The organism is Streptomyces sp. NPDC034086 (assembly GCF_055575515.1).
Genome location: NZ_JBVISM010000006.1, coordinates 74,730 through 99,564, shown reverse-complemented (window position 1 = coordinate 99,564; position 24,835 = coordinate 74,730). Strand labels below are relative to the sequence as shown.

The window sequence follows — 24,835 nt, the reverse complement described above, 5'->3', positions numbered from 1 at the left end:
CCGGGATGACCACCGCACCGCGGGAGCCGGGCACCGCCGGCGGGGGCGGCGTCCTCGGCCGGCCGCTGGACAGCCGCGAGGACCCGGCGCTGCTGCGCGGCGAGGCCGTCTACGTCGCGGACATCGACCTGCCGGGCACCGCCCACATGGCCATCCTGGGCAGCCCGGTGGCCCACGCCAGGATCCTGTCCATCACGACCAAGGCCGCCGAGCAGCTGCCCGGCGTACTGAAGGTGGCCACGGCCGCCGACTTCCCCGACGTGATGCCGCTGCCCTGCGTCTGGATACCCGGCGGGGTCGAGAGCCACTTCCCGCCCCACCCCTACGGACTCCCCGGCGCCCGCCCGGTGCTCACCGGCGACACCGTCCGTCACGTCGGCGACCCGATCGCCGTCGTCGTCGCCGAGACCCCGCGCCAGGCCGCCGCCGCGCTCGCCGCGATCTCCGTCGCGTACGAGCCGCTGCCCGTGGTCACCCGCGCCGACCGGGCCCTCGCCGAGGGCGCGCCCCAGCTGCACGACGCCGTCCCCGGCAACCTGAACGCGTACTGGACCTGCGGGGACGAGGAGCGCACCGACGCGGCCATCGCCGCGGCGGAGGTCACCGTCGAACTGGACCTGGTGAACCAGCGCACCGTCAACAGCCCCATCGAACCGCGCGGGGCCGTCGGCGTGTACGACCCGGCGACCGGCGACTACACCCTCCACGCCTCCACCCAGGGCCCGCACAACCACCGCTTCCTGCTCTCCGCGCTGGTCCTCGGCATCCCCTTCAACAAGCTCCGGGTGATCGCCCCGACCGTCGGCGGCAGCTTCGGCACCAAGGGGTACCTGTACCCCGACATGGCGCTGGTCCTGCTGCTCGCCAAGGAACTCGGCCGCCCCGTGAAGTGGGTCGACACCCGGACCGGCCTGATGAACTCCACCGTCCAGGGCCGCGACCACCGCCAGCACGTCACCCTCGCCGGCACCCGCGACGGCCGCATCACCGCCGTGCGCTGCACCAGCTACGCCAACCTCGGCGCCTACCCCTCCACCATCGGCCCCGGAGTCGCCACGGCCCTGATGGGACGCTCCATCACCGGCATGTACGAGATCCCCGCCGCGTTCTGCGAGGTGTACGCCGCCTTCACCAACACCGTCCCGCTCGGCGCCCAGCGCGGCAGCGGCCGCGCCGAGGCCGCCTTCCTGATGGAACGGCTCGTCGACCGCTACGCCGCGGAGATCGGCATGGACCCGGCGGAGGTCCGGCGCCGCAACCTGGTGCCCAAGGAGAAGTTCCCGTACGACAACGGCCTCGGCTGGACCTACGACTCCGGCGACTACCGGACGAACTTCGACCGGGCGGTCGAACTGTCCGGGTACGCCGACGTGCCCGCCCGCAAGGCGGCGGCCCGCGCCCGCGGCAAGCGCCTCGGCGTCGGCATCGCCGCCTACGTGGCCGTCTGCGGCGTGGGGCCCTCCACGCGGATGTCCCAGGAGGGCATGCTCGGCGGCACCTGGGAGAGCGCCAACATCCGCGTCCACCCCACCGGCGAGGTCACCGTCACCGTCGGGTCCGCCTCCACCGGCCAGAGCCACGGCACCGTCTTCGCGCAGGTCGCCGCCGCCGAGCTGGGCATCGACCCCGGCCAGGTCCAGGTGTACGAGGGCGACACCCTCAAAGCGCCCTACGGGCAGGGCACCTACGGTTCCCGCTCGTACAGCATGGCCGCCCCCGCCATCGCGCTGACCGCCCGCAAGATCAAGGCCAAACTGGTCCGGGCCGGCGCCGTCTTCCTCGGCGTCCCCGAGGACCGGGTCGTCTACGAGAACGGCGGGGTGCACGAGGAGGGCAACCCGCGCAACGCCAAGACCTTCGCCGAGCTGGCCATGGCCATGTGGTACGGCTGGGGCCTGCCCCCGGAGATCGAACCGGGCCTGGACGAGACCACCCACTTCGACCCGCCCGACTTCAACTACCCCTTCGGTACGCACATCGCCGTCGTCGAGGTCGACGAACTCACCGGCGAGACCGAGGTCGTGGACTACACCGCGGTCGACGACGCGGGCCACATCGGCAACCCGAAGGTGGTCCTCGGCCAGATCGAGGGCAGCATCGTGCACGGCCTCGGCCAGGCCCTGATGGAGGCCGCCGAGTACGACGAGGACGGCATCCTCCTCAGCTCCGACCTGGAGCACTACGCCCTGCCCCGCGCCTCCGACGCGCCCTTCTTCACCCTCGGCAGCACCGTCACGCCCTCCCCGCACAACCCGCTCGGCGCCAAGGGCGCCGGGGAGATCGCCACCGTGCCGCCCGCCGCCGCCGTCGTCAACGCCGTCGTGGACGCCCTGTCCGACCTGGGCGTACGGCACATCGACATGCCGCTCACCCCCGAGAAGGTCTGGCGCCGCCTGAGAGGGGAAGCCCCGTGATCCTCACCGACTTCGACTACGCCCGCCCCGCCACCCTGGACGAGGCCCTCGCCCTGCTCGCCGCCCCCGGCGCCCGGGTGCTCGCGGGCGGGCAGAGCCTGCTGCCCGGCCTGCGCACCGGCGCGGAACGGGCCCGCCTGCTGGTCGACGTACGGCACCTGGAGGAGCTGCGGGGTGTCGGCCTCGACGGCGGCGCCCTGCGCGTGGGGGCCCTGACCACCCTCGCCGGACTCGCCGCGCACCCCCTCGTGCTCGCCGAGGCCCCGGAGCTGGCCGCCGCGGCCCGCGCCAACGGCGACCCCCAGGTCCGCAACCTCGGCACGGCCGCCGGGAACCTGGCCGCCGCCGGGCGGCCCACCGACCTGCCCGTGGCGGCGCTGGCCGCCGACGCCGTCGTGGAGCTCGCCGGACCCGGCGGGCGCTCCACGGTGAGCGCGGAACGCTTCACCGCCACGGGGGTGCCCGCCGGATCGGTGGTCACCGCCCTGCTCGTGCCCGCGGCCGGCCCGGCCGCCGCCTTCGAGAAGGCCGCCGACCGGGCCACCCGCTACCCGTTGTGCGCCGCCGCCGTACGCGTCACCCCCGACGGGCCGCGCATCGCGGTCACCGGAGCCACCCCCCGCCCCCTGCGCCTGCGCGGGGTCGAGGACCGGTTGCGCGGGGGCCCGTACACGACGGAGGCGGTGCTCGCGGCCTTCCGAGCCGAGCCCCGGGAACGGTTCGTCCCCGGGCGCGGCACCTCGGCCGAATACCTGGGCCACCTCGCGGGCGTGCTCACCGCCCGTGCGCTGGCCCGGGCGGCCCTGATCACCGCCTGACCGCCCGCAGGGGACGCCAGGGGGAGGGGAGTTGACCAGAGTGCCGGAACCGACCGAGACGAGGACCACCGGAGGGACCGGGCGGCGGGGTACCGCCCGCGCCGCGAGAGCGTCCGGCTTCCGGGTGGTGGGCGCGGTCCTCGTCCTGCTGATGCTGTCCTCCTCCGTGCCCTCCGCCCTGTACGTGCTCTACCAGCAGGAATGGGGGCTGTCCTCCGGCGTCGTCACGGTGGTCTTCGCCGTGTACGCCGTCACCGTGCTCGCCGGCCTGCTGCTGTTCGGGTCCCTGTCGGACACCGTGGGCCGCCGGCCCGTACTGGCCGCCGCCCTGGTCCTGGCGATCGTCTCCATGGGCCTGTTCGCCGGGGCCCGGGGGCTCGCCCTGCTGCTTGCGGCCCGCGCCGTGCAGGGGCTGGCGGTGGGTCTGGCCACCGGGGCGATGGGCGCCGCCCTGCTGGAACTGAGCCCGCGCTCGCGGCCCGCGCTGGGCGCCCAGGTCAACAGTGCCGGGCCGACCGTGGGCATCGGCCTGGGCGGGCTCGGCGCGGGACTGCTCGTCCAGTACGCGCCCGCGCCCACCGCGCTCAGCTACCTGCTGCTGGCCGGGGCCTTCGCCCTTGCGCTGGCCGGCGTGGCCCGGATGCCCGAGAGCGCCCCCGCGGCGGGCGGGCGGCTCAGGGTGGTGCCCCACCGGATCCGGGTGCCGGCCGCCGAGCGGCGCCGGTTCGCCGTGCTCGTACTGACCGTGGTCGCCGTCTGGACCGTCGGCGGCTTCTACCTCTCGCTCGGCCCGCACCTGGCCCTCGCCCTGTTCCACAGCACCAACTACCTGCTCGGCGGGGCCACGGTGGCCCTGCTCGCGGGCGCCGCCACCGCGGCACAGCTGCTGCTCGGCCGCGCCGAGGCCCTGCGCACCGCCCTCCTCGGCCTGTACGGGCTGCTCGCCGGGCTGGCGCTGGTGCTGCTCTCCCTGGGCACCGGCTCGGCGGGCGTGTTCCTCGCCGCCACCACCGTCCTCGGCGGCGGCTGGGGGGCCGCCTTCCTCGGCTCCTTCCGCGCCCTCAGCTCGCTCGCCGAGCCGGCGCACCGCGGTGAACTCACCGCCGCCGTCTACGTCTTCGCGTACCTCGCCATGAGCGTCCCGGCGGTCCTCGCCGGGATCCTGACCAACATCCACGGGCTCCAGCGCACCTCGGTCGGCTTCATGGCCGCCGTCGCCGGGCTGTGCGTACTGGCCCTGCTGACGACCCTGCGGCTGGCCGCGCGCACCAGGGCCGGGGGGAGCGACGGATGAACACCGCCGGACTGCGCGAGGGCCTGCGCGAGCTGGAGATCTTCGCGCGGATCACCGAGGACCAGCTGGACTGGCTGGTCTCGGTCTCCGATCCGCGCGTACTCGCCGACGGGGAGGTCCTCTTCCGGGACGGGGAGGAGGCCACCCGTTTCCACGTCCTGCTCTCCGGGGGACTGGTCGTCACCAAGGTCGTCGACGGCCGCGAGGAGGTCCTCACCCGGCACTCCACCGAGGACGGGAGCGCGGCCGCCGAGGAGCACGACGGAAAGCCCTCCGCGGCACACCGCTTCACCGGGGAGCTGCCCCTGCTGACGGACGGCTCCTACGTGGCCACCGCGGCCGCGAGCGGTCCCGCGACCACCGTCGTCGGCTATCCGAAGGCGGTGTTCTTCGACATGCTGACCCGCTGCGACGGCGTGGCGGCGGTCCTGATCCCGGTACTGGCCTGGCGGATCAAGTCCTCCGAGGTCCAGGCCCGCAAGCGGGCCACCGTCGAGGCCCTCGGCACCCTGGCCGCGGGCCTCGCCCACGAGCTGAACAACCCGGCCGCGGCCGTCGCCCGCGCCGCCCGGGAACTGGCGCCCGCCCTGGACCGTCTCGCCGCCACCGCCCGCGCCTGGGGCGCGGCCGCCACGGGCGCGGAGCGCCCCGTACTGGACCGTCTCGCCGGGGAACTGGACGCGCTCCCGCCGCCGGACACCACCGACCCGCTCGCCCAGGCGGACGCCGAGGAGGAGATCGCCGACTGGGCCGAGGAGGCGGGGGCCGCGCTCTCCGGCCTGCTCGGCTCCGGAGCGGCCGACCTGGGACTGGGGGCGGGCCGGCTGCGGCAGCGGCTGGAGGGGGTCGGCGCGGCCGCCCTGCCCGCCGCCCTCGACCACCTGGCCGCACTGCTGGAGGCCCGCTCGCTGGCCGCCGAGCTGCGCGCCGCCGGGCCCAGGATCTCCCAGCTGGTCTCGGCCACCCGGGACTACGCCAACCTCGACCGGGCCCCCGAGCAGCGGTTCTCCGTGCCGGACGGGCTGGAGAACACCCTCGTCGTCCTGCGCTCCAAGCTCCCGGGCATCACCGTCGTGCGGGAGTACCAGCCCGGGCTGCCCGAGCTGGACGGCTACCCGAGCGAGCTCAACCAGGTGTGGACCAACCTGGTCGACAACGCCGTCGAGGCCATGGAGGGCGCCGGCACCCTGACCCTGCGGGTGCGCGCCGAGGGCGCCTGCCTGGTCGTGGAGATCGCCGACACCGGGCGCGGGATCCCCGCGGAGTCCCTGCCGCGGATCTTCGAGCCCTTCTACACCACCAAGGACGTCGGCAAGGGGACGGGCCTGGGCCTGCACCTGAGCTACCGCATCGTGACCCAGCGTCACCGGGGGTCGATCACGGCCCGTTCCCGTCCGGGGGAGACCCGGATGACCGTCCGCCTGCCGCTCACCGGGGCGGCCGCCTGTGCCGAACCGCGGGCCGAAGCCGCGACCGCCGCGGAAACCGCCCGCCGGGACCACCTCCACACCCCCTGAAAGGGAGTCGAACATGGCCAAGTACGACATCGCCAAGCTGCACCCGGTCTTCGTCCGCCAGATGGAGGCGCTGGCCGCCCTGGACATCGAGGCGGTGATGAAGAACTACACCGACGACGCCGTACTGCTGCGCTTCGAGGGGGCGTCGGTGGGCATCGAGGCCGTTCGGGAGACGTTCACCGGCTATCTCACCGTGAAGCCGACCCTGGTCGAACTCCAGGAGTACATCGAGACCGAGGACACCATCTTCTACCGGGCGATCATGAACCTGAACGGCGAGCCGGAGCACGCGTTCGGGACGCTCGTCGTCCGCGATGGCCGGATCTGGCGCCAGACGGCCGGCTTCGGCGGCTGACCGTCCTTTCCTGGGTAGCGTCAGCGGGGAGGGCGGGGCACGCCCTCCCCGCTGACGTGAATGATTTTCACGAAGGGGAGGCCATGGAGCAGGAAACCAACCGGGTGGAGGCGTTCAGCGACGGCGTATTCGCCATCGTGATCACCATTCTGGTGCTGGAGTTAAAGGTTCCGGAAGAACGGGGGTCGGCGCTGTGGCACGGCCTCTGGGAGCAGTGGCCGCACTACGCCGCCTATCTGGTGAGTTTCCTCATCATCGGTGTCATGTGGGTGAACCACCACACGATCTTCAGTCACCTCAAGCGGGTCGACCGCCCGCTGTTGTTCCTGAATCTCCTGGTGCTGATGGTGGTGTCGGTCATTCCGTATACGACCAACGTGCTCGCGGAACACCTCACGGACGGGGAATCGGCCAACGTGGCCGCAATCCTCTACAGCTCGTGGACGGTCGTGTACGCCCTCGCGTTCCTGGCCTTCTGGTGGTACGTCACCCGGGTCGGGCACCTCTTCCACGAGGCGGTGGACAAGGAGGGCGCGCGGGCCACCCGCCTGCGGTTCGGGCTCGGCGCCGTCGCCTACCCCCTGACCGTCGTCCTGTCCTTCTTCTCGGCACCGCTCACTCTCGTCGCACACTTCCTGATCGCGCTCTACTACGCGGCGAACCAAATCCCGATCCCGCTCGTGGTAGAAGAAGAGCGGCTCGAGTCCGCCGGCGACCTCAGGAAGTAGCCGCCCGGGCCTACGGCCGTTCTTCACGGTCCAGTAGGGTCAAGGATCTAGTCTGGTCGCGGGGGAGGCCAAGATGGTTCGTGCAGTGCTGCCGGAGGATTCCGCCAGGGAAACCTCCGAATTGATCGACGTATTGATCTCGCTTTTCTTCGAGTCCTTACCCAGGCGGGACCAGCGAAACTGGGCCCGCGTTTATCTGAACGGGCTCGTCCGGACCACGGGAAAGAAAACGATCCGAAACATCGCCGGAACAGGGGCCAGTTCCGTCGAGCAGAGCCTCCAGCAGTTCATCAGCAAATCTCCCTGGGACTGGACCCCCGTACGCCGGTCCCTCGCCCAGCACCTCGAACGCACCGCGCAGCGCCCGCTGGCCTGGGTGGTGCAGCCCATGGTCATCGAGAAGGCCGGCGACCGCTCCGTGGGCGTCGGCAGGCAGTTCGTACCCCAGCTCGGCCGCACCGCCAACTGCCAGCAGGCGTCCGGGATCTGGCTCGCCTCCAGCGAGGCCAGCTTCCCCGTCGAATGGACCCTCACCCTCCCCGCCCCCTGGACCGGCGAACTCCCGCGCCGCCGGAGGGCCGGGATCCCCGACACCGCGCGGTCCCTCACCCCCGCGCAGGACGCCGTGCACGCCGTACAGCGCATGGCCGCGACCTGGCAGCTCCAGCGCCGCCCGGTCGTGATGGAGGTCTCCAACACCGACCTCCCGCAGACCATCGAGGCCTTCGCCCTCCAGGACGTCCCCTTCGTCCTCAAGGTCGACGGCTCCCTGCCCGTCTCCTTCGGCGGCACCGGCCGCCACAAACCGGGTCCGTGCACCGCACCCGCCCGGGAACTGATCGACTCCCTGCGCTCCCAGCGGCGGGCCGTCGAATGGACCCGCCACGGCCGCACCGAGGGAGCGGTGACCCTGCTCACCGCGGCCGCCATCCTCGCCACCCCCGGCGACGAACGCCCCGCGCCCGCCCCGGCCGCCCCGCTGCTCCTGATGGGCGCCTGGACCGAGACCTCCCTGATGCCGTCCGAGTTCTGGATCACCAACATCGGCGACCGGCCGCTCGCCCAGCTCTTCCTGCTGGCCAAACTCACCGACCGGGTCGCGCTGGACTTCACCGGGACCTGCGAACCGGTCGGCATCCGGGACTTCGAGGGCCGTTCCTTCCGCGGCTGGCACCACCACGCCACCCTCGCCAGCGTGGCCCACGCCGCCACACTCCTCGGCACCGGAGGGCGGACCCCCGACCCGGCGCCCTACGCCCTCCCGGCCCGCTACCAGGGCCCGGGCACCGCCCGCCCGCCGGCCGTGCTGCCGCCCCGGCCGCTGATCCCCGGGCAGTCGGCGCGCCGCGCCTCCCTGCGCTGAGGCCCGCCCGCGTCCCCTGACGCCCGCCGGCACCACCGGGGCGGGCCCGGCCCCGAGCGGCCCGGGCCCGCCCCGCCGGTTCCGCCGCTACCCCGCCCCGCCCTTCACGTGGTCGATGACCTCGCGGAACTCCGCCGTCGGGGAGAACTCCACGAACTCGGTGTCCTCCAGCGCCACCGGCACGTGCCCGGGCCCCCAGTAGTAGGCGTCCCCCGCCGCGTACTCCTCGTCCCCCCGCGGGGTGCGCATCCTCAGGCGGCCCTTGAGGACGTACCCCCAGTGCGGGCACTGGCACATGTCCTCGGGCATCCCCTTGAGGGGCTCGCTCATGTCCGTGCCCTCCGGAAGGCGGAAGAACCCCACGCTGAGGTCCCCGCCGATCTCCTTCAGCCGTACCTCCAGGCCGCCCCCCTCCAGCTCGAGGGGCGCGTCTTCCCGCGTCGTCTTCGCCATGGTTCCTCCCGCCAGACCGGTGGAATCGTCCTCCTCCCACTCTCCGCCCGGCGCTCCGCGCCCGCCCGGCGGGACGGAGGTCCCGTAGGAAACGACCAGGCGGCCCGGAATGTCCTGGACGATCGGCCCGGGCGGCATGAACGCCAGGTCGTGGGAGAATGAAGTACGTGCGTTTCCTCGGCTGGCTGCCCCGTCGAGGCCGTAGAAAGATCCTTCGATCGACTGGGATGTTCAGCACGTGCGTTTCCTCAATGACCTGAAGCCGCCGTACGACCTGACGTACGACGATGTGTTCATGGTGCCGAGCCGCTCCGCGGTCGGCTCCCGCCAGGGCGTGGACCTCTCTTCGCCCGACGGCACCGGCACCACCATTCCCCTCGTGGTGGCGAACATGACCGCCATCGCGGGCCGCCGGATGGCCGAGACCGTCGCCCGCCGGGGTGGAATCGTCGTCATCCCCCAGGACATCCCGATCGAGGTCGTCACCGACGTCATCTCCTGGGTCAAGACCCGCCACCTCGTGCTCGACACCCCGATCACGCTGGCGCCCACCCAGACCGTGGCCGACGCGCTGTCGCTGCTGCCCAAGCGCGCCCACGGCGCCGGCGTGGTCGTCGACGCCGACAACCGCCCGGTCGGCGTGGTCACCGACCACGACCTCACCGGCGTGGACCGCTTCACCCAGCTCTCCGAGGTCATGTCGAAGGAGCTGCTGCTCATCGACGCCGACATCGACCCCCGCGACGCCTTCAACCAGCTCGACGCGGGCCACCGCAAGCTGGCCCCGGCCGTCGACGGCGACGGCCGGCTGGTCGGCATCCTGACCCGCAAGGGTGCCCTGCGCGCGACCCTGTACACCCCGGCCACCGACGCGAACGGCAAGCTGCGCGTCGCGGCCGCCGTCGGCATCAACGGCGACTTCGTGGGCAAGGCCAAGCAGCTGCTCGACGCCGGCGTGGACACCCTGGTCATCGACACGGCCCACGGCCACCAGGAGTCGATGATCAACGCGATCAAGGCCGTCCGCGCCCTGGACCCGAAGGTCCCGATCGTGGCCGGCAACATCGTCGCCGCCGCCGGCGTCAAGGACCTCATCGAGGCCGGAGCCGACATCATCAAGGTCGGTGTGGGCCCCGGCGCCATGTGCACCACCCGCATGATGACCGGTGTGGGCCGCCCGCAGTTCTCCGCGGTGCTGGAGTGCGCGGCCGAGGCGAAGAAGTACGGCAAGCACGTCTGGGCCGACGGCGGCGTCCGCCACCCGCGCGACGTGGCGATGGCGCTGGCCGCCGGCGCCTCCAACGTCATGATCGGCTCCTGGTTCGCCGGTACGTACGAGTCCCCGGGCGACCTCCAGCAGTCCGCCGAGGGCCGCCTGTACAAGGAGTCCTTCGGTATGGCCTCGGCGCGCGCCGTGCGCAACCGCACCTCGGAGGAGTCGGCCTACGACCGCGCCCGCAAGGCGCTGTTCGAGGAGGGCATCTCCACCTCGCGGATGTTCCTCGACCCGGCCCGCCCGGGCGTCGAGGACCTGATCGACTCGATCATCGCGGGCGTCCGCTCCTCCTGCACCTACGCCGGTGCCGGCTCGCTGGCCGAGTTCGAGGAGAAGGCCGTCGTCGGCATCCAGTCCGCGGCCGGCTACGCCGAGGGCAAGCCGCTGCACGCCAGCTGGAGCTAGCGGAGCCGTCCCGTGGCCCCCTTCCCCGCCGTGCCGGCGGGGAAGGGGGCCACGGGCGTTCCCGGGGGAAGGAAGGACCCGTCAGTCCTGCCGGGGGCCCGGACGCCCGGGGGCCGGCGCCGAGCTGTGGACCCCCGCCCGGTACTTGGGGATCCGGACGGTGACCTTCATCCCTGCCCCGACAGCCGTCTCGACGACGAGCCCGTACGCGTCCCCGTACACCTGCCGCATCCGCTCGTCGACGTTCGGCAGCCCGATCCCCGACGCGGACCCCGCCCGGTCCCCGGCCAGGATCCGCCGCAGCCGCGCCGGATCCATCCCCACGCCGTTGTCCTCGATGGTCAGCACCGCCTCCGAGCCCGCGTCCCGCGCCGCGATGGTGATCCGGCACTCCTCCGTGGAGTCCTCCACCCCGTGCTTCACGGCGTTCTCCACCAGCGGCTGCAGGCACAGGAACGGCAGCGCCACCGGCAGTACTTCGGGCGCCACCTGCAAGGTCACCTTCAGCCGGTCCCCGAACCGGGCCCCGGCCAGCGAGAGGTACCGCTCGATCGACCGCAGCTCCTCGGCCAGCGTGGTGAACTCCCCGTGCCGGCGGAAGGAGTAGCGCGTGAAATCGGCGAACTCCAGCAGCAGCTCCCGCGCCCGCTCCGGATCCGTCCGCACGAACGAGGCGATCGCCGCCAGGGAGTTGAAGATGAAGTGCGGGGAGATCTGTGCCCGCAGCGCCTTGATCTCCGCCTCCATCAGCCGCGTCCGCGCCCGGTCCAGCTCCGACAGCTCCAGCTGTACGGACACCCAACGGGCCACCTCCGTCGCGGCCCGCACCAGCACCGCCGACTCCCGCGACCCGTACGCGACCAGCGCCCCCAGCACCCCGTCCTCACCGGTCAGCGGCGCGAACACCGCCCACTTCAGCGGGCAGCCCGGCCGGGCGCACTCCGTACGCAGGCTCTGGCTGCGCCCCGACTCCAGCATCACCGCCACCCGGGCCATCGCCCGCCGCTCGTGGTGGTCGGCACCCGGCCCGTCCCACGCCAGCACCGCCTCGCGGTCCGTCAGGCACAGCGCCTCCGTCCCGAGCAGCGACCGCAGCCGCCGCGCCGCCTTGCGCGCGGCGTCCTCCGTGAGGCCCGCCCGCAGCGGGGGAGCGGCCAGCGAAGCGGTGTGCAGCGTGTGGAAGGTGGCCCGCTCGACCGGCGTGCCCAGGTCCAGCCCCGCCGCCCGCTCCCCGCGCCGCGCCTGCCACCGGCCCCCGGCCCAGCCCGCCCCCAGCCCCAGCAGCAGCGCCGCCCCCGCCACCGCCGGCACCAGCTCCGCCGCCCCCGCGGCCGTCACCGGACACCCCCCGCCGCCCGCTCCCCGGCCACGCCCTCGGGCAGGTGCAGCCGCGCCAGCGCGGCCGCCGTCCCCGCCGGGACCCGGGACCGGGTCGCCAGCGACACCAGCACCATCGTCAGGAACCCCAGCGGCACCGACCACACCGCCGGCCAGGCCAGCAGCGCGTGCGCCCACCCCCTCGGCGCGGCCCCGCCCCGCGTCACCAGTACCGCGCCCAGCGCGGCCCCGCCGCCCGTGAGCAGCCCGGCGACCGCCCCCGCCGAGGTCAGACCTCGCCACCAGATCCCGAGCACCAGCAGCGGGCAGAACGAGGACGCCGACACCGCGAAGGCCAGCCCGACCGCGTCCGCCACCGGCACCCGGGTGCTCACCGCCGCGCCGGCCAGCGGCACCGCCATCGCCACCACCACCGCCAGGCGGAAACTCCCCACCCCGCGCCGGGGCAGCACGTCCTGGTGCAGCACCCCCGCCACCGCCATCGTCAGCCCCGAGGCCGTCGACAGGAACGCCGCGAAAGCACCGCCGGCCAGCAGCGCCCCCAGCAGCTCCCCGAGCAGCCCGCCCAGCACCCGCTGGGGCAGCACCAGCACCGCCGCGTCCGCGTCCCCGGTCAGCGCGAGCTCGGGCGCGTAGATCCGGCCCAGCGCCCCGTACACCTGGGGCAGCAGGTAGAAGACGCCCAGCAGCCCCAGCACCACCAGGGTGGTGCGCCGGGCGGCCCGCCCGTCCGGGCTCGTGTAGAAGCGCACCGCGACGTGCGGCAGGCCCATCGTGCCGAGGAAGGTCGCCAGGATCAGCCCGTACGTGGCGTACAGCCGGTGCTCGTCGCCGCCCCCCGACAGCGGCTGTGGCCGGCCCGGCCCGTCCGGTGCCGCGCCCGGCCGCGAGGCGGTGTCCGGAACCGCCGTCCCGGGCCGGAACTCCAGCCGCGTGCCCGCCTCCACCGCGTGGCGGCCGGGCGTCAGGGTCAGCGGGGCGCCCGCGTGGTCGCGCCCGTCCACCCGGCCCGTCACCGTCAGGGCGAGCGGCGCGTCCACCGACAGCCGGACGTCGTGCCCGAGGGTGACGGCGGTGTGCTCCCGGAAGACCGCCGGGGCGTCGAAGGAGGCGCGCGGCGCCCCGTCCCCGGCCCAGGCCGCCAGCAGGAAGAAGGCGGGCACCAGCAGGGCGCACAGCTTGAGCCAGTACTGGAAGGCCTGGACGAAGGTGATGCTGCGCATCCCGCCCGCCGCGACGGCCGCCGTGACCACGGACGCCACGACCACCCCGCCGGCCCAGTGCGGGGCCCCGGTCAGCACGGTGAGGGTCAGCCCCGCCCCCTGGAGCTGCGGCACCAGGTACAGCCAGCCCACCCCGAGCACGAACAGCACGGCGATCCGCCGCACGGCCCGCGACTGGAGCCGGTCCTCCGCGAAGTCCGGCAGCGTGTACGCGCCCGAGCGCCGCAGCGGAGCGGCAACCAGCACCAGCAGGACCAGGTACCCGGCCGTGTAGCCGACGGGGTACCAGAGCATCTGCGGCCCCTGGAGCAGTACCAGTCCGGCGACGCCGAGGAAGGAGGCGGCGGAGAGGTACTCCCCGCTGATGGCCGCCGCGTTCAGCCGGGGGCCGACGGTGCGCGAGGCCACGTAGAAGTCCGAGGTGGTCCGGGATATCCGCAGCCCCAGCGCGCCGACCAGCACCGTCACCACGACGACGGCGGTGACCGCGGTCAGCGCGTACGTCTGGTTCACCGGGCGGTCCTTCGACGGGGGAGGGGATCCCGGGGAGTCTACGCAGCGCCTCCGCGCGGCAACAGGCCCGTTCCGGCCCGCGCCCCTCGCCGTACGGCAGGGCGCGCGGGTGCGCCGTCACACGGCCGGATCCCGGTGCTCCGCACAGTCGCGCAGGGCGATCTCGAGCTCCACGTACGACTCCTCCGCGCGCCGGAACGCCAGGATCAGGGCCGCCTCCGCACGCGGCGGCAGCCGGTGACGGGTCCCCTCGTGGGCCTCGTACAGCACATCGGCCCAGCGGGCGGCCGCGCTGCGCAGCCCGGCGAGCAGCTCCTCGGCCTCGGCGGGCCCCGAGGGCGGGGTGCCGGGCAGTCCGCGCAGCGCGTCCAGCAGCGCCTCGATCTCGGACATATCGCTCCTCCCGGGCCGGATGGTCCACGATAGGCCCGCCCGGCTCCCGGGGTGGGCCACTCAGGGAACCCCTGCGGCCGACGGGCCCGGCGGATCGCCGTACGCCCCTCCCGGTGCGACGAACGGCGCGCCGGCACGCCGGGCGGTCACGGGGCGGGTCCGGGCCGGTCCGGGCGGTCACGGGGCCGGCGGCGGCCCGGCTAGCCGGTCGCCTGGCGCATCAGCAGGTCCCGGAGCTCGCGGGCGTGGCGGCGGCTGACCTGGAGTTCGGCCGGGCCCACGCGGACGCTGGTGGTGCCCGCGTCCAGCCGCAGCTCGTCGATCCGGCCCAGCGCCACCAGATGCCGGCGGTGGATCCGTACGAAGCCGTGGGACGCCCAGCGTTCCTCCAGGGTGGACAACGGGATCCGCACGAGGTGGCTGCCCGCGTCCGTATGCAGCCGGGCGTAGTCCCCCTGGGCCTCCACGTACGCGATGTCCGCGATGGCCACGAACCGGGTGACCCCGCCGAGTTCGACGGCGATCTGCTCCGTGGTCCGGTCCGGGACGGGCACCCCGGGAGCCGGCCGGCGCGGCTCCGGCACGGCCGCCCGGTCCGGCGCCTCCTCCCGGGCGGGGCCGGCGAGCAGCTCGCGGGCCCGCCGGACGGCCTCGGCCAGCCGCTCCGGCCGCACCGGCTTGAGCACGTAGTCCACGGCCTTGAGGTCGAAGGCCTGTACGGCGAAGCCCTCGTGCGCGGTGACGAACACGATCAGCGGCGGCCGGGCGAACCCGGCCAGCAGCCGGGCGATGTCCAGTCCGGTCAGCCCGGCCATCTGGATGTCCAGGAAGACCACGTCGATGGCGTCGGGCCCGTCCGGCCCGCTCTCCACCGCCCGGGTGATCCGGCGCAGTGCCCCGGTGGCGTCCGAGGCGCCTTCGGCGCTGCGCACCCGGGGGTCGGAGCGCAGCAGGTAGAGGAGTTCCTCCAGGAGCGGCTTCTCGTCGTCGACGGCCAGTACGCGCAGCATGGCCCGAGTCTAGGCACGGGCGGCGTGCGGGCGAACGGGTGCGCGGCCCCCGCCCGGGGGGAGGGAGGCGGGGACCGCGCGGTTCGGGGTGGGGGCGGGGGCTACGGGGCGGTGATGAGCCCCCCGTCGGGGGCGACGGCGTACCAGGTGCCGCCGACGCCCTGCCCGTTGGTGTCGCCGGGCTTCTTGTCGCCGGCGAAGGTGTAGAGCGGCCAGCAGTTGACCGTCTGCTGCTTCGTGCCGTCCGGGCGGTCCAGGACCAGGTAGTTCTTCTCGGTGATCCCCTTGGCGTCGGCCCGGTCCACCGGCGGTACCACCGGCCACTTGGCCAGGCAGTCCCCGGTGCACTTGGAGACCATGGGCCAGGCGGTGTCCGGCTTGAAGCGGTAGACGGTCATGCCGTCGCCGTCGACGACGTGGTCGCCCAGCACGGGGTCCTCGGCCACGGTCAGGGCGGCCGCGGCCCGCCCGGCCGCGGGGGGAGCGGCGGCCGCGGCCTTCGCGGCCTTCTTCCCGTCGGGGGCGAAGGCGAACCAGGTGCCGCCGACGCCCTGTCCGTTCAGGTCTCCGGCCTTGGTGTCCTTGGCGAAGCGGTACACGGGCCAGCCGGCCACCGTCAGCTGCTTGCCGCCGTCCTTGCGGACCACCTCGCCCAGCAGGGCCGGGTCCATGCCGGAGGCGGCGGTGACGTCGCCCGCCGCCACCACCGGCCAGGCCTTCGCGCAGTCCCCCTCGCAGGTGGAGGCGGGCGGCTGGGCGGTGTCCTTGTCGAAGCGGTACAGGGTGAGGCCGGCGCCGTCGGTGAGCACCGGCCCCAGCCGGTCCGTGGCGGTGACCGCCAGCCGGCCGGCCGGCTTGGCGTCGCCGGCCCCCTGGGCGGCCTCCTGCCCCCCGGAGTAGGGGTCGGCGGCGGGAGCCTGGACGGACGCGGCCCCGGCCGGCCCCGTCGCGCCGTCCTTCGCGTTCGCGCCGCAGGCGGTCGCCGCCAGGGTGACGACGACCGCGACGGCGGCCAGGGACGTTCCGCGCTTGATGCCCATGGTGTTCTCTCCCACATGTGTGTCCGCCGGGTCCGCGACCTGTCCGGTGGTCCGCGTCGTCGCGTCCTCGGACCGCGGCTGCTTGTGGGGGACACGGCGCCGCCGGGGCTCCCTGTTCGGCGGGAGCGCTATGGCGTGACTCACTCACCCGGCGTCGAACCCGGCCCGCCGCAGGGCCGTGACCACAGCGAGGCCGAGCACCTGGTGTCCGGCGTCGTTGGGGTGCAGTCCGTCCGCGAGGTGCTCGGGTCCGAGCACGTCCCGTCCCGGCAGCAGCGCCAGCCGGCCGTCCCCGGCGGCGATCCGGTCCCGGACGGCCCGTTCCATGGCGTCCCGGAGCACGCCCAGGGTGGCGCCGAGGCGGTTGGGGGCGCGCTCGGCGTCGGGACGCAGCACGGGGGACAGGAGCAGCAGCGGCGTGCGCGGGTGGCCCTGGCGGACCAGGTCGAGGAACACGCGCGTGGTCTCGTACAGCAGGGGGGCCGTGAAGGGCACCCGGGACCAGCAGTTGGTGCCGAAGGCGAGGGTGAGGACGTCGGCCGGGAGCGCGGCGAGCTGCTCGGCCGTGGCGAGCTCCCCGCGCGCGGCGCCCGCGTAGCCGAGGTTGACGGTGTCGAAGCCCAGTTCCCGGCCCGCGACGGCGGGCCAGCCGTGGGCGGGACGGGTGGACCACCAGCCCTCGGTGATGGAGTCCCCGTGCACCACCCAGCGCGGGGCCGCGGGGGCCGGGACGAGTGCGCCGCCGATCCCGCGCAGCCCGAGGACCAGCGGGGACTGCCCCTCGGGCGGGTACAGGGTGAAGGGGCCGCGCCGGTGGGGCAGCTCGAGGCGCACCACCGATTCCGCGGCGGGCTCGGTGAAGACCTCGGTGAGGAGCCCGTGCCGGTTCCACAGGGCGAAGCAGTGCGCGAGGTCGCGCAGCGCGTCGGTGGGCCCGGGCACGGCGGCCCGGTAGCGGACCTCCACCGCGTGCGCCGTCCGCGTCGTGAACTCCAGCCGCACCCCGATCGGGAGGGTGGCCCGCTCGCCGGTGTCCCAGGGCAGCCGCATGGTGTCGGCCGGGTCGGCGCGCACCGGGCGCCCCCCGTCGAGCCAGGCGACCCCGCGCAGGAAGGGTCCGGGGTCCTGCCACGGCCCGTCGGGGCCCAGTGGTGCTCTCACTCCGCGTCTCCGATCGTCGGTACGGGGCCGTCGCGCCGGCCCGCCGTCCATGACCGGCGTCTGCCCCGTCACGCCGGGGACAGCGGCGCGGCGGGGAGGCCCGGGTCCCGGGCCCGGGTCCCACGGGGGCACGCTGCGACAGATCTGACGAGGTGTCAACGTGGACCTCCCGAGGGGGCCCGTGCAGCGATCGATCATCCATGCGCAACAAAGGTCCATGCCGGACGGATCCGCGCAACGATCGTCCGCCAATGTGCAAGGATGGTGCATTACGGGCGGTATCACTCAGCTCGTAGGCTCACCCCCTGTACGTGGAGTGGCGCAGACCGCCTGCTCGGCGGTCCCCCCATGCCCAGACGGGCCCTGCCCGTCTGTCAACTGCTCCGGACCGCTGCGGTCGACGCCCGACCCGTCCCCATCCGCAGTGTCAAAGGAGTCCCCCGTGCTCGACCAGGGCCAGGCACCCCCGCTCTCCCCGGAGACGCGCAAGCCCGTGAACCCGCTGCTGCGCCGCAAGCCCGTCGAGCGACTCGTCGCCGAGGGCGGTCAGGGCGAGGGCGGCACGCTGCGCCGCTCGCTCACCATGTGGCAGCTCACGATGATCAGCATCGGCGCCACCCTGGGCACCGGCATCTTCGTCGTCCTCGGCACCGCCGCCCCCAAGGCCGGACCCGCCGTGACGATCTCCTTCGTGATCGCGGGCCTGACCGCCCTGTTCTCGGCCCTGTCCTACGCGGAGCTGGCCGGCTCCGTCCCGGTCTCCGGCTCCTCGTACTCCTACTCGTACGCCACCATGGGCGAGCTCGTCGCCTGGATCTGCGGCTGGTGCCTGGTCCTCGAGTACGCCGTCTCCGTCGCGGCCGTCGCCGTCGGCTGGGGCCAGTACCTCAACGAGTTCCTCGACGGCACCATAGGCGTCACCATCCCCGAATCGGTCTCGGCCCCGCTGGGCGAGGGCGGCCTCATCAACCTGCCGGCGCTGGTCGTCGTCCTGCTCTCCATGGTCTTCCTGATGCGCGGCGCCAAGGAGAGCGCCACCGTCAACTCGATCATGGTCGGGGTGAAGATCGTCACCCTGCTGCTCTTCATCGGCATCGGCGTCATGGGCATCAAGGCCGGCAACTACACCCCGCTCGCCCCGCTGGGCATGACCGGCATCGCCGCCGGCGCCTCCACCCTCTTCTTCTCCTACATCGGCTTCGACGCCGCCTCCACCGCCGGTGAGGAGGCCAAGGACCCGAAGAAGGACCTGCCGCGCGCGATCATGCTCTCGCTGGCCATCGTCACCGTCCTCTACGTCCTCGTCGCCTTCGTCGCCGTCGGCGCCATGCCCTGGCAGGACTTCGAAGGCACCGAGGCCGCGCTCGCGCAGATCATGACCGACGTCACCGGCACCAGCGTCTGGGGCGTCGTCCTCGCCGCCGGCGCCGTCGTCGCGATCTTCTCCGTCGTCTTCGCCGTGCTCTACGGCCAGACCCGCATCCTCTTCGCGATGTCCCGCGACGGCCTCGTCCCCAAGGTCTTCGCCAAGGTCGACGAGAAGACCGGCGCCCCCCGCGCCAACGTGGTGATCGTCTCCCTGTTCTGCGGCGTCCTCGCGGCCTTCATCCCGCTGGGCAAGCTCGCCGACGCCACCAGCATCGGCACCCTCTTCGCCTTCGGCCTCGTCAACGTGGCCGTCATCATCCTGCGCGTCAAGCGCCCGGACATGCCGCGCTCCTTCAAGGTGGCGCTCTTCCCCGTCACCCCCGTCCTGGGCTTCCTCGCCTGCGGCTTCATGATGTTCAGCCTCGATATGGCCACGTGGATGGTCTTCGGTGGCTGGATGGTCGCGGGCCTCGTGTTCTACTTCCTGTACGGCATCCGCCGCTCCCGACTGGCCATCGAAGAAGTGGCCACAGCAGAGAAGTGATCCGCCCGCAGTGCGACTGAACGATCTCGACGAACGCATCGTGCACGCCCTTGCCGAGGACGCCCGCCGCTCGTACGCGGACATCGGTTCCGAGGTCGGGCTCTCGGCCCCGGCCGTGAAACGGCGCGTGGACCGGCTGCGGGCCGAAGGCGCCATCACCGGCTTCACCGTCCGCGTGGACCCCGCCGCGATGGGCTGGGAGACCGAGGGCTTCATCGAGATCTACTGCCGCCACAACACCTCGCCGGACGACATCCGGCGAGGGCTGGAGCGGTACCCCGAGGTGGTGTCCGCGTCGACCGTCACCGGCGACGCGGACGCCCTCGTCCAGGTCTTCGCCTCCGACATGAGGCATTTCGAGCGCGTCCTGGAGCGCATCGCGGGCGAGCCCTTCGTGGAGCGCACGAAGTCCGTACTCGTCCTCTCCCCCCTGCTGCGCCGCTTCACCTCGGGCGCACCCGCCTGACCGGGCCGTCGGCGGGACCGTCACGGGCCCGTGCCAGGATCCGGCACATGAAGATCCAGATCCCGGCGCCGGCCGACCCGCGCACCTCGACCGTCTACGCCGACTGGGCCATGGCCCACGACCCGGGCGCCGGCCCGGCGGCCGCCGCGCTGCTCGACGAGGTCGGGCGGACGATCCACCGCGCCCACGAGAAGCCCGGACGGTTCGTCGACGGCCTCGAACGGCGGGTACGGGACCTGGAGCCGGCCCACCTCCCCTGGTTCTGGCGGACACCGTCGGGCACCGGCTGACCGTCTGGCACCCGCGCTCCGCCGCCCGCGCCTACGCCCTGGCCCGCACGGCCGAGGACACCCACCGCCTCCCCGTCGACCCCGACTGGCACCGCGCCAACGTGCTGCTGTTCGCCCGCGCCGGATCCCTGCCCGCCGCCGCGCTCGGCGCCCACCAGGCCTGGCTGGCCGGAGCCCTGGAACCGGGCCCCGCGCACGAGGAGTACGTACGGGTCCTGCGCGCCTGGGCCGCCTCGCCCGGGCAGCCCCCCGCCGACCTGGCCCGCCGCGTCCGGCTCTCGGCCCGCGCCGCCGGCCTGGACACCGCCGAGGCGGCCCGCGTCCTGGGCCTCGTGCTCGCCGCCGCCCGGGGCAAGGAGATCCCCGACCGGCTGCTGGACGCCGCCACGCCCCTGCTGACCGCCCACCCCCCGGCGCCGGACGCCGCCGCCCTGCTCCTCGACCTGTTCCCCGAGAGCCGCGGCGACGCCTCCTCCTGGCTGCGCCTGCTCCTCGGCTGCGGCGCCGCCGAGGCCGCCGCCGCCGGGCGGATCGTCCCCGAGGACGGCCTCACCGGCTGGTTCTCCCGGTACGCGGGCCGCTACGCCCACGGCCGCAGCGGCAGCGGGGTCATGCGCCAGCCCATGCCCGCCGAGCTGTTCGACCTGCTCGCCCTCTTCGCCCCCAGGCTGCGCGCCTCCGGGGTTCCGCTGCGGCTGCACGAGGACCGCTACCGCTACCGGGGGCTGGACGCCGACCTCCTCGACGCCTGCCTCGCCGAGGGCATCGCCGTCGAGGACCCCGGCGTCGCCGTCGAGCTGGTGTTCTGGGGCGGCCGTTCCCGGCGCGACCTCAAGACCCTCGCGGCCCACCCGGTCTTCGGGCCGCGCCTCGAGGGCACCGTCCACGCCGGGCTGCGCGGCTCCGGCACCGCCATCAGCCGCCTCCCGCACAACGCGGGCATCGCCGCCGAGGTGCACGGCCGGGTCGAGAACCTCCTCGGCGCCCTGCGCGGCGGCGGCCTCGCGGCCGCCGACGAAGCCGTCGACGAGCTGCGCACCCTCCTCGACCGGCCCACCGCCCGCGCCCTGGACGGCATCGACGAGGCCCTCGCCGCACTCGACCTGACCGGCCCGCTCGGCCGCGCCCTGCGCGCCGGACTCCCCGAGGAATACGGCTGGCCCGCCCTCGAGGAGGCCGTCGCCGGCCTCGGCGGCCCCGCCGCCGTCACCGGAGTGACCTGCACCTGGCCCCTCCTGACCGTCTACGGCCCCGACCGGGCCGTCACCGTCGACCACGCGGGACCGCGCGCCTCCTGCTCGTTCCGGACGCCCGGGGACGCGAGCGCGCTCACCGTGCACTACGTCGGCGGACGGTACCTCGTCGCCTGGACCGGCAAGCCCAAGGGCACCTTCGGCGAACTCGCCTTCTGGACCGACCGCCCCGACGACGTCTTCGAACCCGGGCAGAAGCTCGGCCTGCGCCGCTACGGCGGCATGATCCAGGGCGGCCTCGGCTACCACTTCGCGACCCCGGACGGCGGCGGACGCCACGAGGGCGGCACCGTCCTGCGCCCCGGCGGCCGGGAGGGCATCGGCTCCTACGACTTCCAGATGACCGACGGCCGCCACCACTGGAGCACCGGCGGCCTCGGCGGCCGCCGGGAGGCCTTCACCCGCGTCGACCCGCACACGGGCGAACCCGGACCGGACGCCGCGCTCCCGGACTTCCACGCCCGGGACGGGCTCCCGCCCGGCACGGAACGCTTCGAGCCCTCCTGCCAGACCCTCGCCGCCCTGCCCGCCGGCGCCCCCGCGTCCCCGCTCGGCCAGGACGGCCGCCTCACCGGCTTCCGGGTCCTCAACCGCACCCCCTACCCGGGTCCCTCGCCCACCGAGTTCCTGCTGGAGGGCGTCGACGGCCGCCGCGCCTCCTACCGCAGCCGGCGCCCGGGCCGCAAACCCTGGGCCGTCCTGCGCATGCCGCAGGGTGGCGAGGACGCCGTGCTCGTCGGCCAGGAGTCCATCCGCTGCCACGCCGCCGGGGACAACTCCCTGCTGTGGCAGGTGCACGGCTTCCCCGGCTCGGGCCGGCGCCGCACCCCCGGCTTCGGCGAAGCCGCCGGCCCCGTCCCGCCGCCCGCCTTCTGGCACTTCCTCACCCCGCGCTGCGAGGCCTCCTCCGCCGCCCTGCGCGCCCTGGACGACACCGCCGTACGGGCCCTGCTCGACGCCGCCGTCGCCGGGGACCCGGCCCCCGCCCTGCCCGGCGGGCTCGAACCGCGCGTCGCCGCCGGTGCGGGGCGGGCCGCCCTGCTCGCCGCCGACGTCCTGCGGCGCCTGCGCGAGCTGGCCCGGCGGGTCGCCGTGATGCGGGCCGATCCGGTCGTCTCCCCGTGTGCCGACGTGCCCGACTCCGTACTTGTCCCCGCCCTCCACCTCCTCGTCCCGCACCGCCCCCGCCGCTACGACGAACCCGGGCCCGCCCCCCGGCCCGCGCTGCTCACCGCCGTCGCCGCCGACGGGCGCCACCTGCGCGGTGAGATCGGCGACGAGGCCCGCGTCCTGGCCCGGCCCGCCGCCCCCGGGGTCTGGGAGCCGCTCGTCGGCGGGATCGGCGCCGTCGCCTGGCGGGCCGCCGTCGCGACCACCCCCGACGAGGAGCGGACGGCACTGGCCGCGCTGCTGGAGACCTGGAGCGGGCAGCCCTTCGCCGAGGCGGGCGGCACCTGGCGTACCGGCCGGGCCGGGGAGCCGGCGCTGGCGGCCCTCCGGGCCGCCGGGTACACCGTGGCCTCCGGAGCCGCACGCGACGGCCTGGCCCCGTTCCTCCAGCGGGCCGCGGACCCCGCCCCCGAGGACGCCCGGGACCCCGTGACCGCCACCGTCGGGCACGACGACTCCGTACGCCTGCCCCGCCTGCTGGACCTGCTCGCCGGGCGCGGCCCGCTGGCGGTGACGCCCGCCGCCCGGGAGGCCTTCGCGCGGCTGACCGGCGTCCGGGTCCCGGTGGCGGGCCTGGTCCTCGCCGGGTTCCCGGGCCGGGAGGACCACCGCGCGCACCTCGCGCTGCTGGCCTCCGCCCCGTTCAAGGCCGGCCGGACCCTCGCCGAGGAGTACGACGCCCTCTGCCGCCGCCTCGGCGACGCGGGCCGGCGCGCGGTCCTCGCCGCCGGCGTCCCCGCGGACCCGGCCGAGCTGTGGGAGCCGGACGGGACGCTCCGGGCCGCCCAGCGGATGGCCGGCGTCTGGACCGGGCTCCTGGGCGCCGAGGAGTACGTGGACGAGGAACTCGCCGCCTCCCTGGAGGCCGAGCTTGGCCTGCCCCCGGCCTGGGCCCGCGCCCTGCCCGCCGGACGGGCCCCCGCCGGGGCCTCCTTCGGCGAGGACGGCCTGGTGCTCGCCGGCACCCGGACCGGCGGGGTCCACCTGCACCACGCCGGGCCGGACGGTACCGCCGGGGAGTGGATCGACGCCGGGCGCCCCGCGCACCAGGAGGCCGCGTCCGTGATCGCCTGGGCCCTGACCGAGCGGCCCGTCGGGGACCCGGCCGCCCGGGGCGCCCTGGCCCTGTACGGGCGGCTGCGGGCCCAGCTTGAGCACCCCGGCGCCCTCGTCCCCCTCGGGGGCTTCTTCGGCGAGCTGGCCGGCATCGCCCTGACCGACCCGGAGTTCACCCCGTACGCGGGAACCGTGCTGCCCTGCCCGAGGCCGCCGGCGGAGGGGGCGGCCGGGCCCCGCGCCCTCCTGGACGACGGGGTGTTCGTGGTGGCCGTGCCCGGCGGCGACAGCTTCCTGCGGCCGGCCGCCCTCGCCGACCCGCGGCGGGCGGCCCGGGCCGAGCGGCTGGCCGCCACCGTGCGGGAGGGGCACCTGTTGACCGTCCTGCGACGGCACCGGGACCTCTTCGACGGCCTCGCCCGGCTGGCGGCCCGCGCCGCGGACACACCGGTCCCCGAGGGCCGCTACGAGGCCGATCCGGCCCTCAGCGCGCCCGAACTCGTCGCGGAGGCGGCCGGATCCCTCGGGGTCGGGCCCGACGCCGCCGCCCTCTGCCTCCAGCTGCTGGCGCTGGCCCGCCCCACGGACCGCGCCGTCCGCCGCTGGAACGGCTGGACGGCGGCACGGCACAAGGCCGCCCAGGCGGAGCTGGCGGCGTGCGGCGCCGTGGAGAGCGGGAAACGGCCCCGCGCGGGGCGCACCCTGTTCGTCCCGGACCGGTGGACGGAGCTCAAGGCCCCGCACCTCCCGGTGGAGCACACCAAGCTGGCCGCGCACCTGGCGTCGGCCTCGGGTACGACGCTCCACGCCCCGCTGCTGCGCCTGCTCGCGCCGCTGCCCCCGCACGAGCTGTTCGCACGGGCCTGGGCGGCGGCCGCCGGAGGGCGGCTCACACGGTGACGGGGCGCTGCGCGGCGGGGCCGGTCAGCGCGCGGCGCTCCTCCTCGGTCAGCCCGCCCCAGACGCCGAAGGGCTCGCGGGTGCGCAGCGCGTGCTCCAGGCAGGCGGCGCGGACCGGGCAGCGGGCGCAGACCTCCTTCGCCGCGCGGTCGCGGTCCTCGCGTTCCTCGCCGCGCTCACCGGCGGGGTGGTAGAACCGGCTGGGCCCCAGCGCCCGGCAGGCGGCCCGGGACTGCCACTGCCAGTGGTGGAGGGCGGCGCCGGGCAGACGTGAGAGGTCGGTCATGGTGGCTCCTTCCAATGGCCTCGCCCCGCGTCTGACCGCTCGGAGCCCACTGAAACCCGCGACCGCCGCACCGGCGGGAAGCGGGAGCGCGGCGGCGGTCCGGACGACCGCTGATCTGCTGCGTGTTCATCGCCACGGCCGTCCTCGCGCCGTCCGCGCTCCCGTCCCGCCGACGCTACGGGCACCTCGGGCGGGACTCAA

The 24,835-nt window shown here is 74.8% G+C and carries 20 protein-coding genes; 12 read left to right on the top strand and 8 right to left on the bottom strand.

What is annotated here, in order from left to right; genetic code table 11:
• Nucleotides 1-5 precede the first annotated feature (5 nt).
• From ACZ514_RS16875 to ACZ514_RS16845, 7 genes are all read left to right on the top strand, one after another.
• Nucleotides 6-2,414, top strand: coding sequence for a xanthine dehydrogenase family protein molybdopterin-binding subunit (locus tag ACZ514_RS16875; RefSeq protein WP_469125049.1), 2,409 nt, complete (start codon nt 6-8; stop codon nt 2,412-2,414).
• Nucleotides 2,411-3,232, top strand: a complete 822-nt coding sequence (locus ACZ514_RS16870; RefSeq protein ID WP_468168909.1) for an FAD binding domain-containing protein — start codon at nt 2,411-2,413, stop codon at nt 3,230-3,232. Before ACZ514_RS16875 ends, ACZ514_RS16870 begins: the two co-directional genes overlap by 4 nt.
• A gap of 40 nt (nt 3,233-3,272) precedes the next feature.
• Nucleotides 3,273-4,526 (top strand): MFS transporter, encoded by a 1,254-nt coding sequence (locus tag ACZ514_RS16865; protein WP_469125048.1) that lies wholly within the window; start codon nt 3,273-3,275, stop codon nt 4,524-4,526.
• Nucleotides 4,523-6,043 (top strand): ATP-binding protein, encoded by a 1,521-nt coding sequence (locus ACZ514_RS16860; RefSeq protein ID WP_468168907.1) that lies wholly within the window; start codon nt 4,523-4,525, stop codon nt 6,041-6,043. The genes ACZ514_RS16865 and ACZ514_RS16860 overlap by 4 nt, the downstream gene beginning before the upstream one ends.
• A gap of 13 nt (nt 6,044-6,056) precedes the next feature.
• Nucleotides 6,057-6,398 carry a nuclear transport factor 2 family protein gene (locus tag ACZ514_RS16855; RefSeq protein WP_266578305.1) on the top strand — a complete coding sequence of 114 codons (342 nt, stop codon included), beginning with the start codon at nt 6,057-6,059 and terminating at the stop codon, nt 6,396-6,398.
• An 83-nt stretch (nt 6,399-6,481) separates the two neighbouring features.
• Entirely contained in the window at nt 6,482-7,126 is a 645-nt protein-coding gene (locus tag ACZ514_RS16850; RefSeq protein WP_468168904.1) for a TMEM175 family protein, read from the top strand.
• Between the two features lie 73 nt (nt 7,127-7,199).
• Nucleotides 7,200-8,489 (top strand): IS701 family transposase, encoded by a 1,290-nt coding sequence (locus tag ACZ514_RS16845; RefSeq protein WP_469125047.1) that lies wholly within the window; start codon nt 7,200-7,202, stop codon nt 8,487-8,489.
• Nucleotides 8,490-8,576: 87 nt separating this feature from the next.
• On the opposite strand, the gene ACZ514_RS16840 is transcribed toward ACZ514_RS16845, so the two are convergent.
• On the bottom strand, nt 8,577-8,942 hold the full coding sequence (locus ACZ514_RS16840; RefSeq protein WP_469125046.1) for a cupin domain-containing protein: 366 nt from the start codon (nt 8,940-8,942) through the stop codon (nt 8,577-8,579).
• A gap of 238 nt (nt 8,943-9,180) precedes the next feature.
• On the opposite strand from ACZ514_RS16840, the gene ACZ514_RS16835 reads away from it, so the two are divergent.
• On the top strand, nt 9,181-10,623 hold the full coding sequence (locus ACZ514_RS16835; protein ID WP_468168895.1) for a GuaB1 family IMP dehydrogenase-related protein: 1,443 nt from the start codon (nt 9,181-9,183) through the stop codon (nt 10,621-10,623).
• Nucleotides 10,624-10,704: 81 nt separating this feature from the next.
• On the opposite strand, the gene ACZ514_RS16830 is transcribed toward ACZ514_RS16835, so the two are convergent.
• The 6 genes from ACZ514_RS16830 to ACZ514_RS16805 form a co-directional block, all read right to left on the bottom strand.
• A complete protein-coding gene (locus tag ACZ514_RS16830; protein ID WP_468699946.1) occupies nt 10,705-11,961 on the bottom strand; it encodes a sensor histidine kinase in 1,257 nt (418 codons plus the stop codon).
• The gene (locus ACZ514_RS16825) at nt 11,958-13,697 is read right to left on the bottom strand and encodes a sodium/solute symporter (RefSeq protein WP_469125045.1); all 1,740 of its coding nucleotides are present in this window, start codon (nt 13,695-13,697) and stop codon (nt 11,958-11,960) included. Before ACZ514_RS16825 ends, ACZ514_RS16830 begins: the two co-directional genes overlap by 4 nt.
• A gap of 117 nt (nt 13,698-13,814) precedes the next feature.
• The gene (locus tag ACZ514_RS16820) at nt 13,815-14,090 is read right to left on the bottom strand and encodes a hypothetical protein (RefSeq protein ID WP_468168886.1); all 276 of its coding nucleotides are present in this window, start codon (nt 14,088-14,090) and stop codon (nt 13,815-13,817) included.
• Between the two features lie 200 nt (nt 14,091-14,290).
• On the bottom strand, nt 14,291-15,100 hold the full coding sequence (locus ACZ514_RS16815; protein ID WP_469125044.1) for a LytR/AlgR family response regulator transcription factor: 810 nt from the start codon (nt 15,098-15,100) through the stop codon (nt 14,291-14,293).
• Between the two features lie 101 nt (nt 15,101-15,201).
• Nucleotides 15,202-16,140 (bottom strand): SCO0930 family lipoprotein, encoded by a 939-nt coding sequence (locus tag ACZ514_RS16810; protein ID WP_469125117.1) that lies wholly within the window; start codon nt 16,138-16,140, stop codon nt 15,202-15,204.
• A gap of 144 nt (nt 16,141-16,284) precedes the next feature.
• The gene (locus tag ACZ514_RS16805) at nt 16,285-17,301 is read right to left on the bottom strand and encodes a GDSL-type esterase/lipase family protein (protein WP_469125043.1); all 1,017 of its coding nucleotides are present in this window, start codon (nt 17,299-17,301) and stop codon (nt 16,285-16,287) included.
• Nucleotides 17,302-17,743: 442 nt separating this feature from the next.
• Here ACZ514_RS16805 and ACZ514_RS16800 point away from each other — a divergent pair, with 442 nt between their 5' ends.
• From ACZ514_RS16800 to ACZ514_RS16785, 4 genes are all read left to right on the top strand, one after another.
• Nucleotides 17,744-19,213 (top strand): amino acid transporter, encoded by a 1,470-nt coding sequence (locus ACZ514_RS16800; RefSeq protein WP_468168873.1) that lies wholly within the window; start codon nt 17,744-17,746, stop codon nt 19,211-19,213.
• Nucleotides 19,214-19,223: 10 nt separating this feature from the next.
• A complete protein-coding gene (locus tag ACZ514_RS16795) occupies nt 19,224-19,679 on the top strand; it encodes an Lrp/AsnC family transcriptional regulator (protein ID WP_007262967.1) in 456 nt (151 codons plus the stop codon).
• 47 nt (nt 19,680-19,726) lie between these two features.
• Entirely contained in the window at nt 19,727-19,969 is a 243-nt protein-coding gene (locus ACZ514_RS16790; RefSeq protein WP_469125042.1) for a hypothetical protein, read from the top strand.
• 101 nt (nt 19,970-20,070) lie between these two features.
• Entirely contained in the window at nt 20,071-24,348 is a 4,278-nt protein-coding gene (locus ACZ514_RS16785) for a hypothetical protein (protein ID WP_469125041.1), read from the top strand.
• Here the strand turns inward: ACZ514_RS16785 and ACZ514_RS16780 are convergent.
• Nucleotides 24,338-24,634 (bottom strand): WhiB family transcriptional regulator, encoded by a 297-nt coding sequence (locus tag ACZ514_RS16780; RefSeq protein ID WP_468168867.1) that lies wholly within the window; start codon nt 24,632-24,634, stop codon nt 24,338-24,340. The genes ACZ514_RS16785 and ACZ514_RS16780 overlap by 11 nt on opposite strands.
• Between the last annotated feature and the right edge of the window lie 201 nt (nt 24,635-24,835).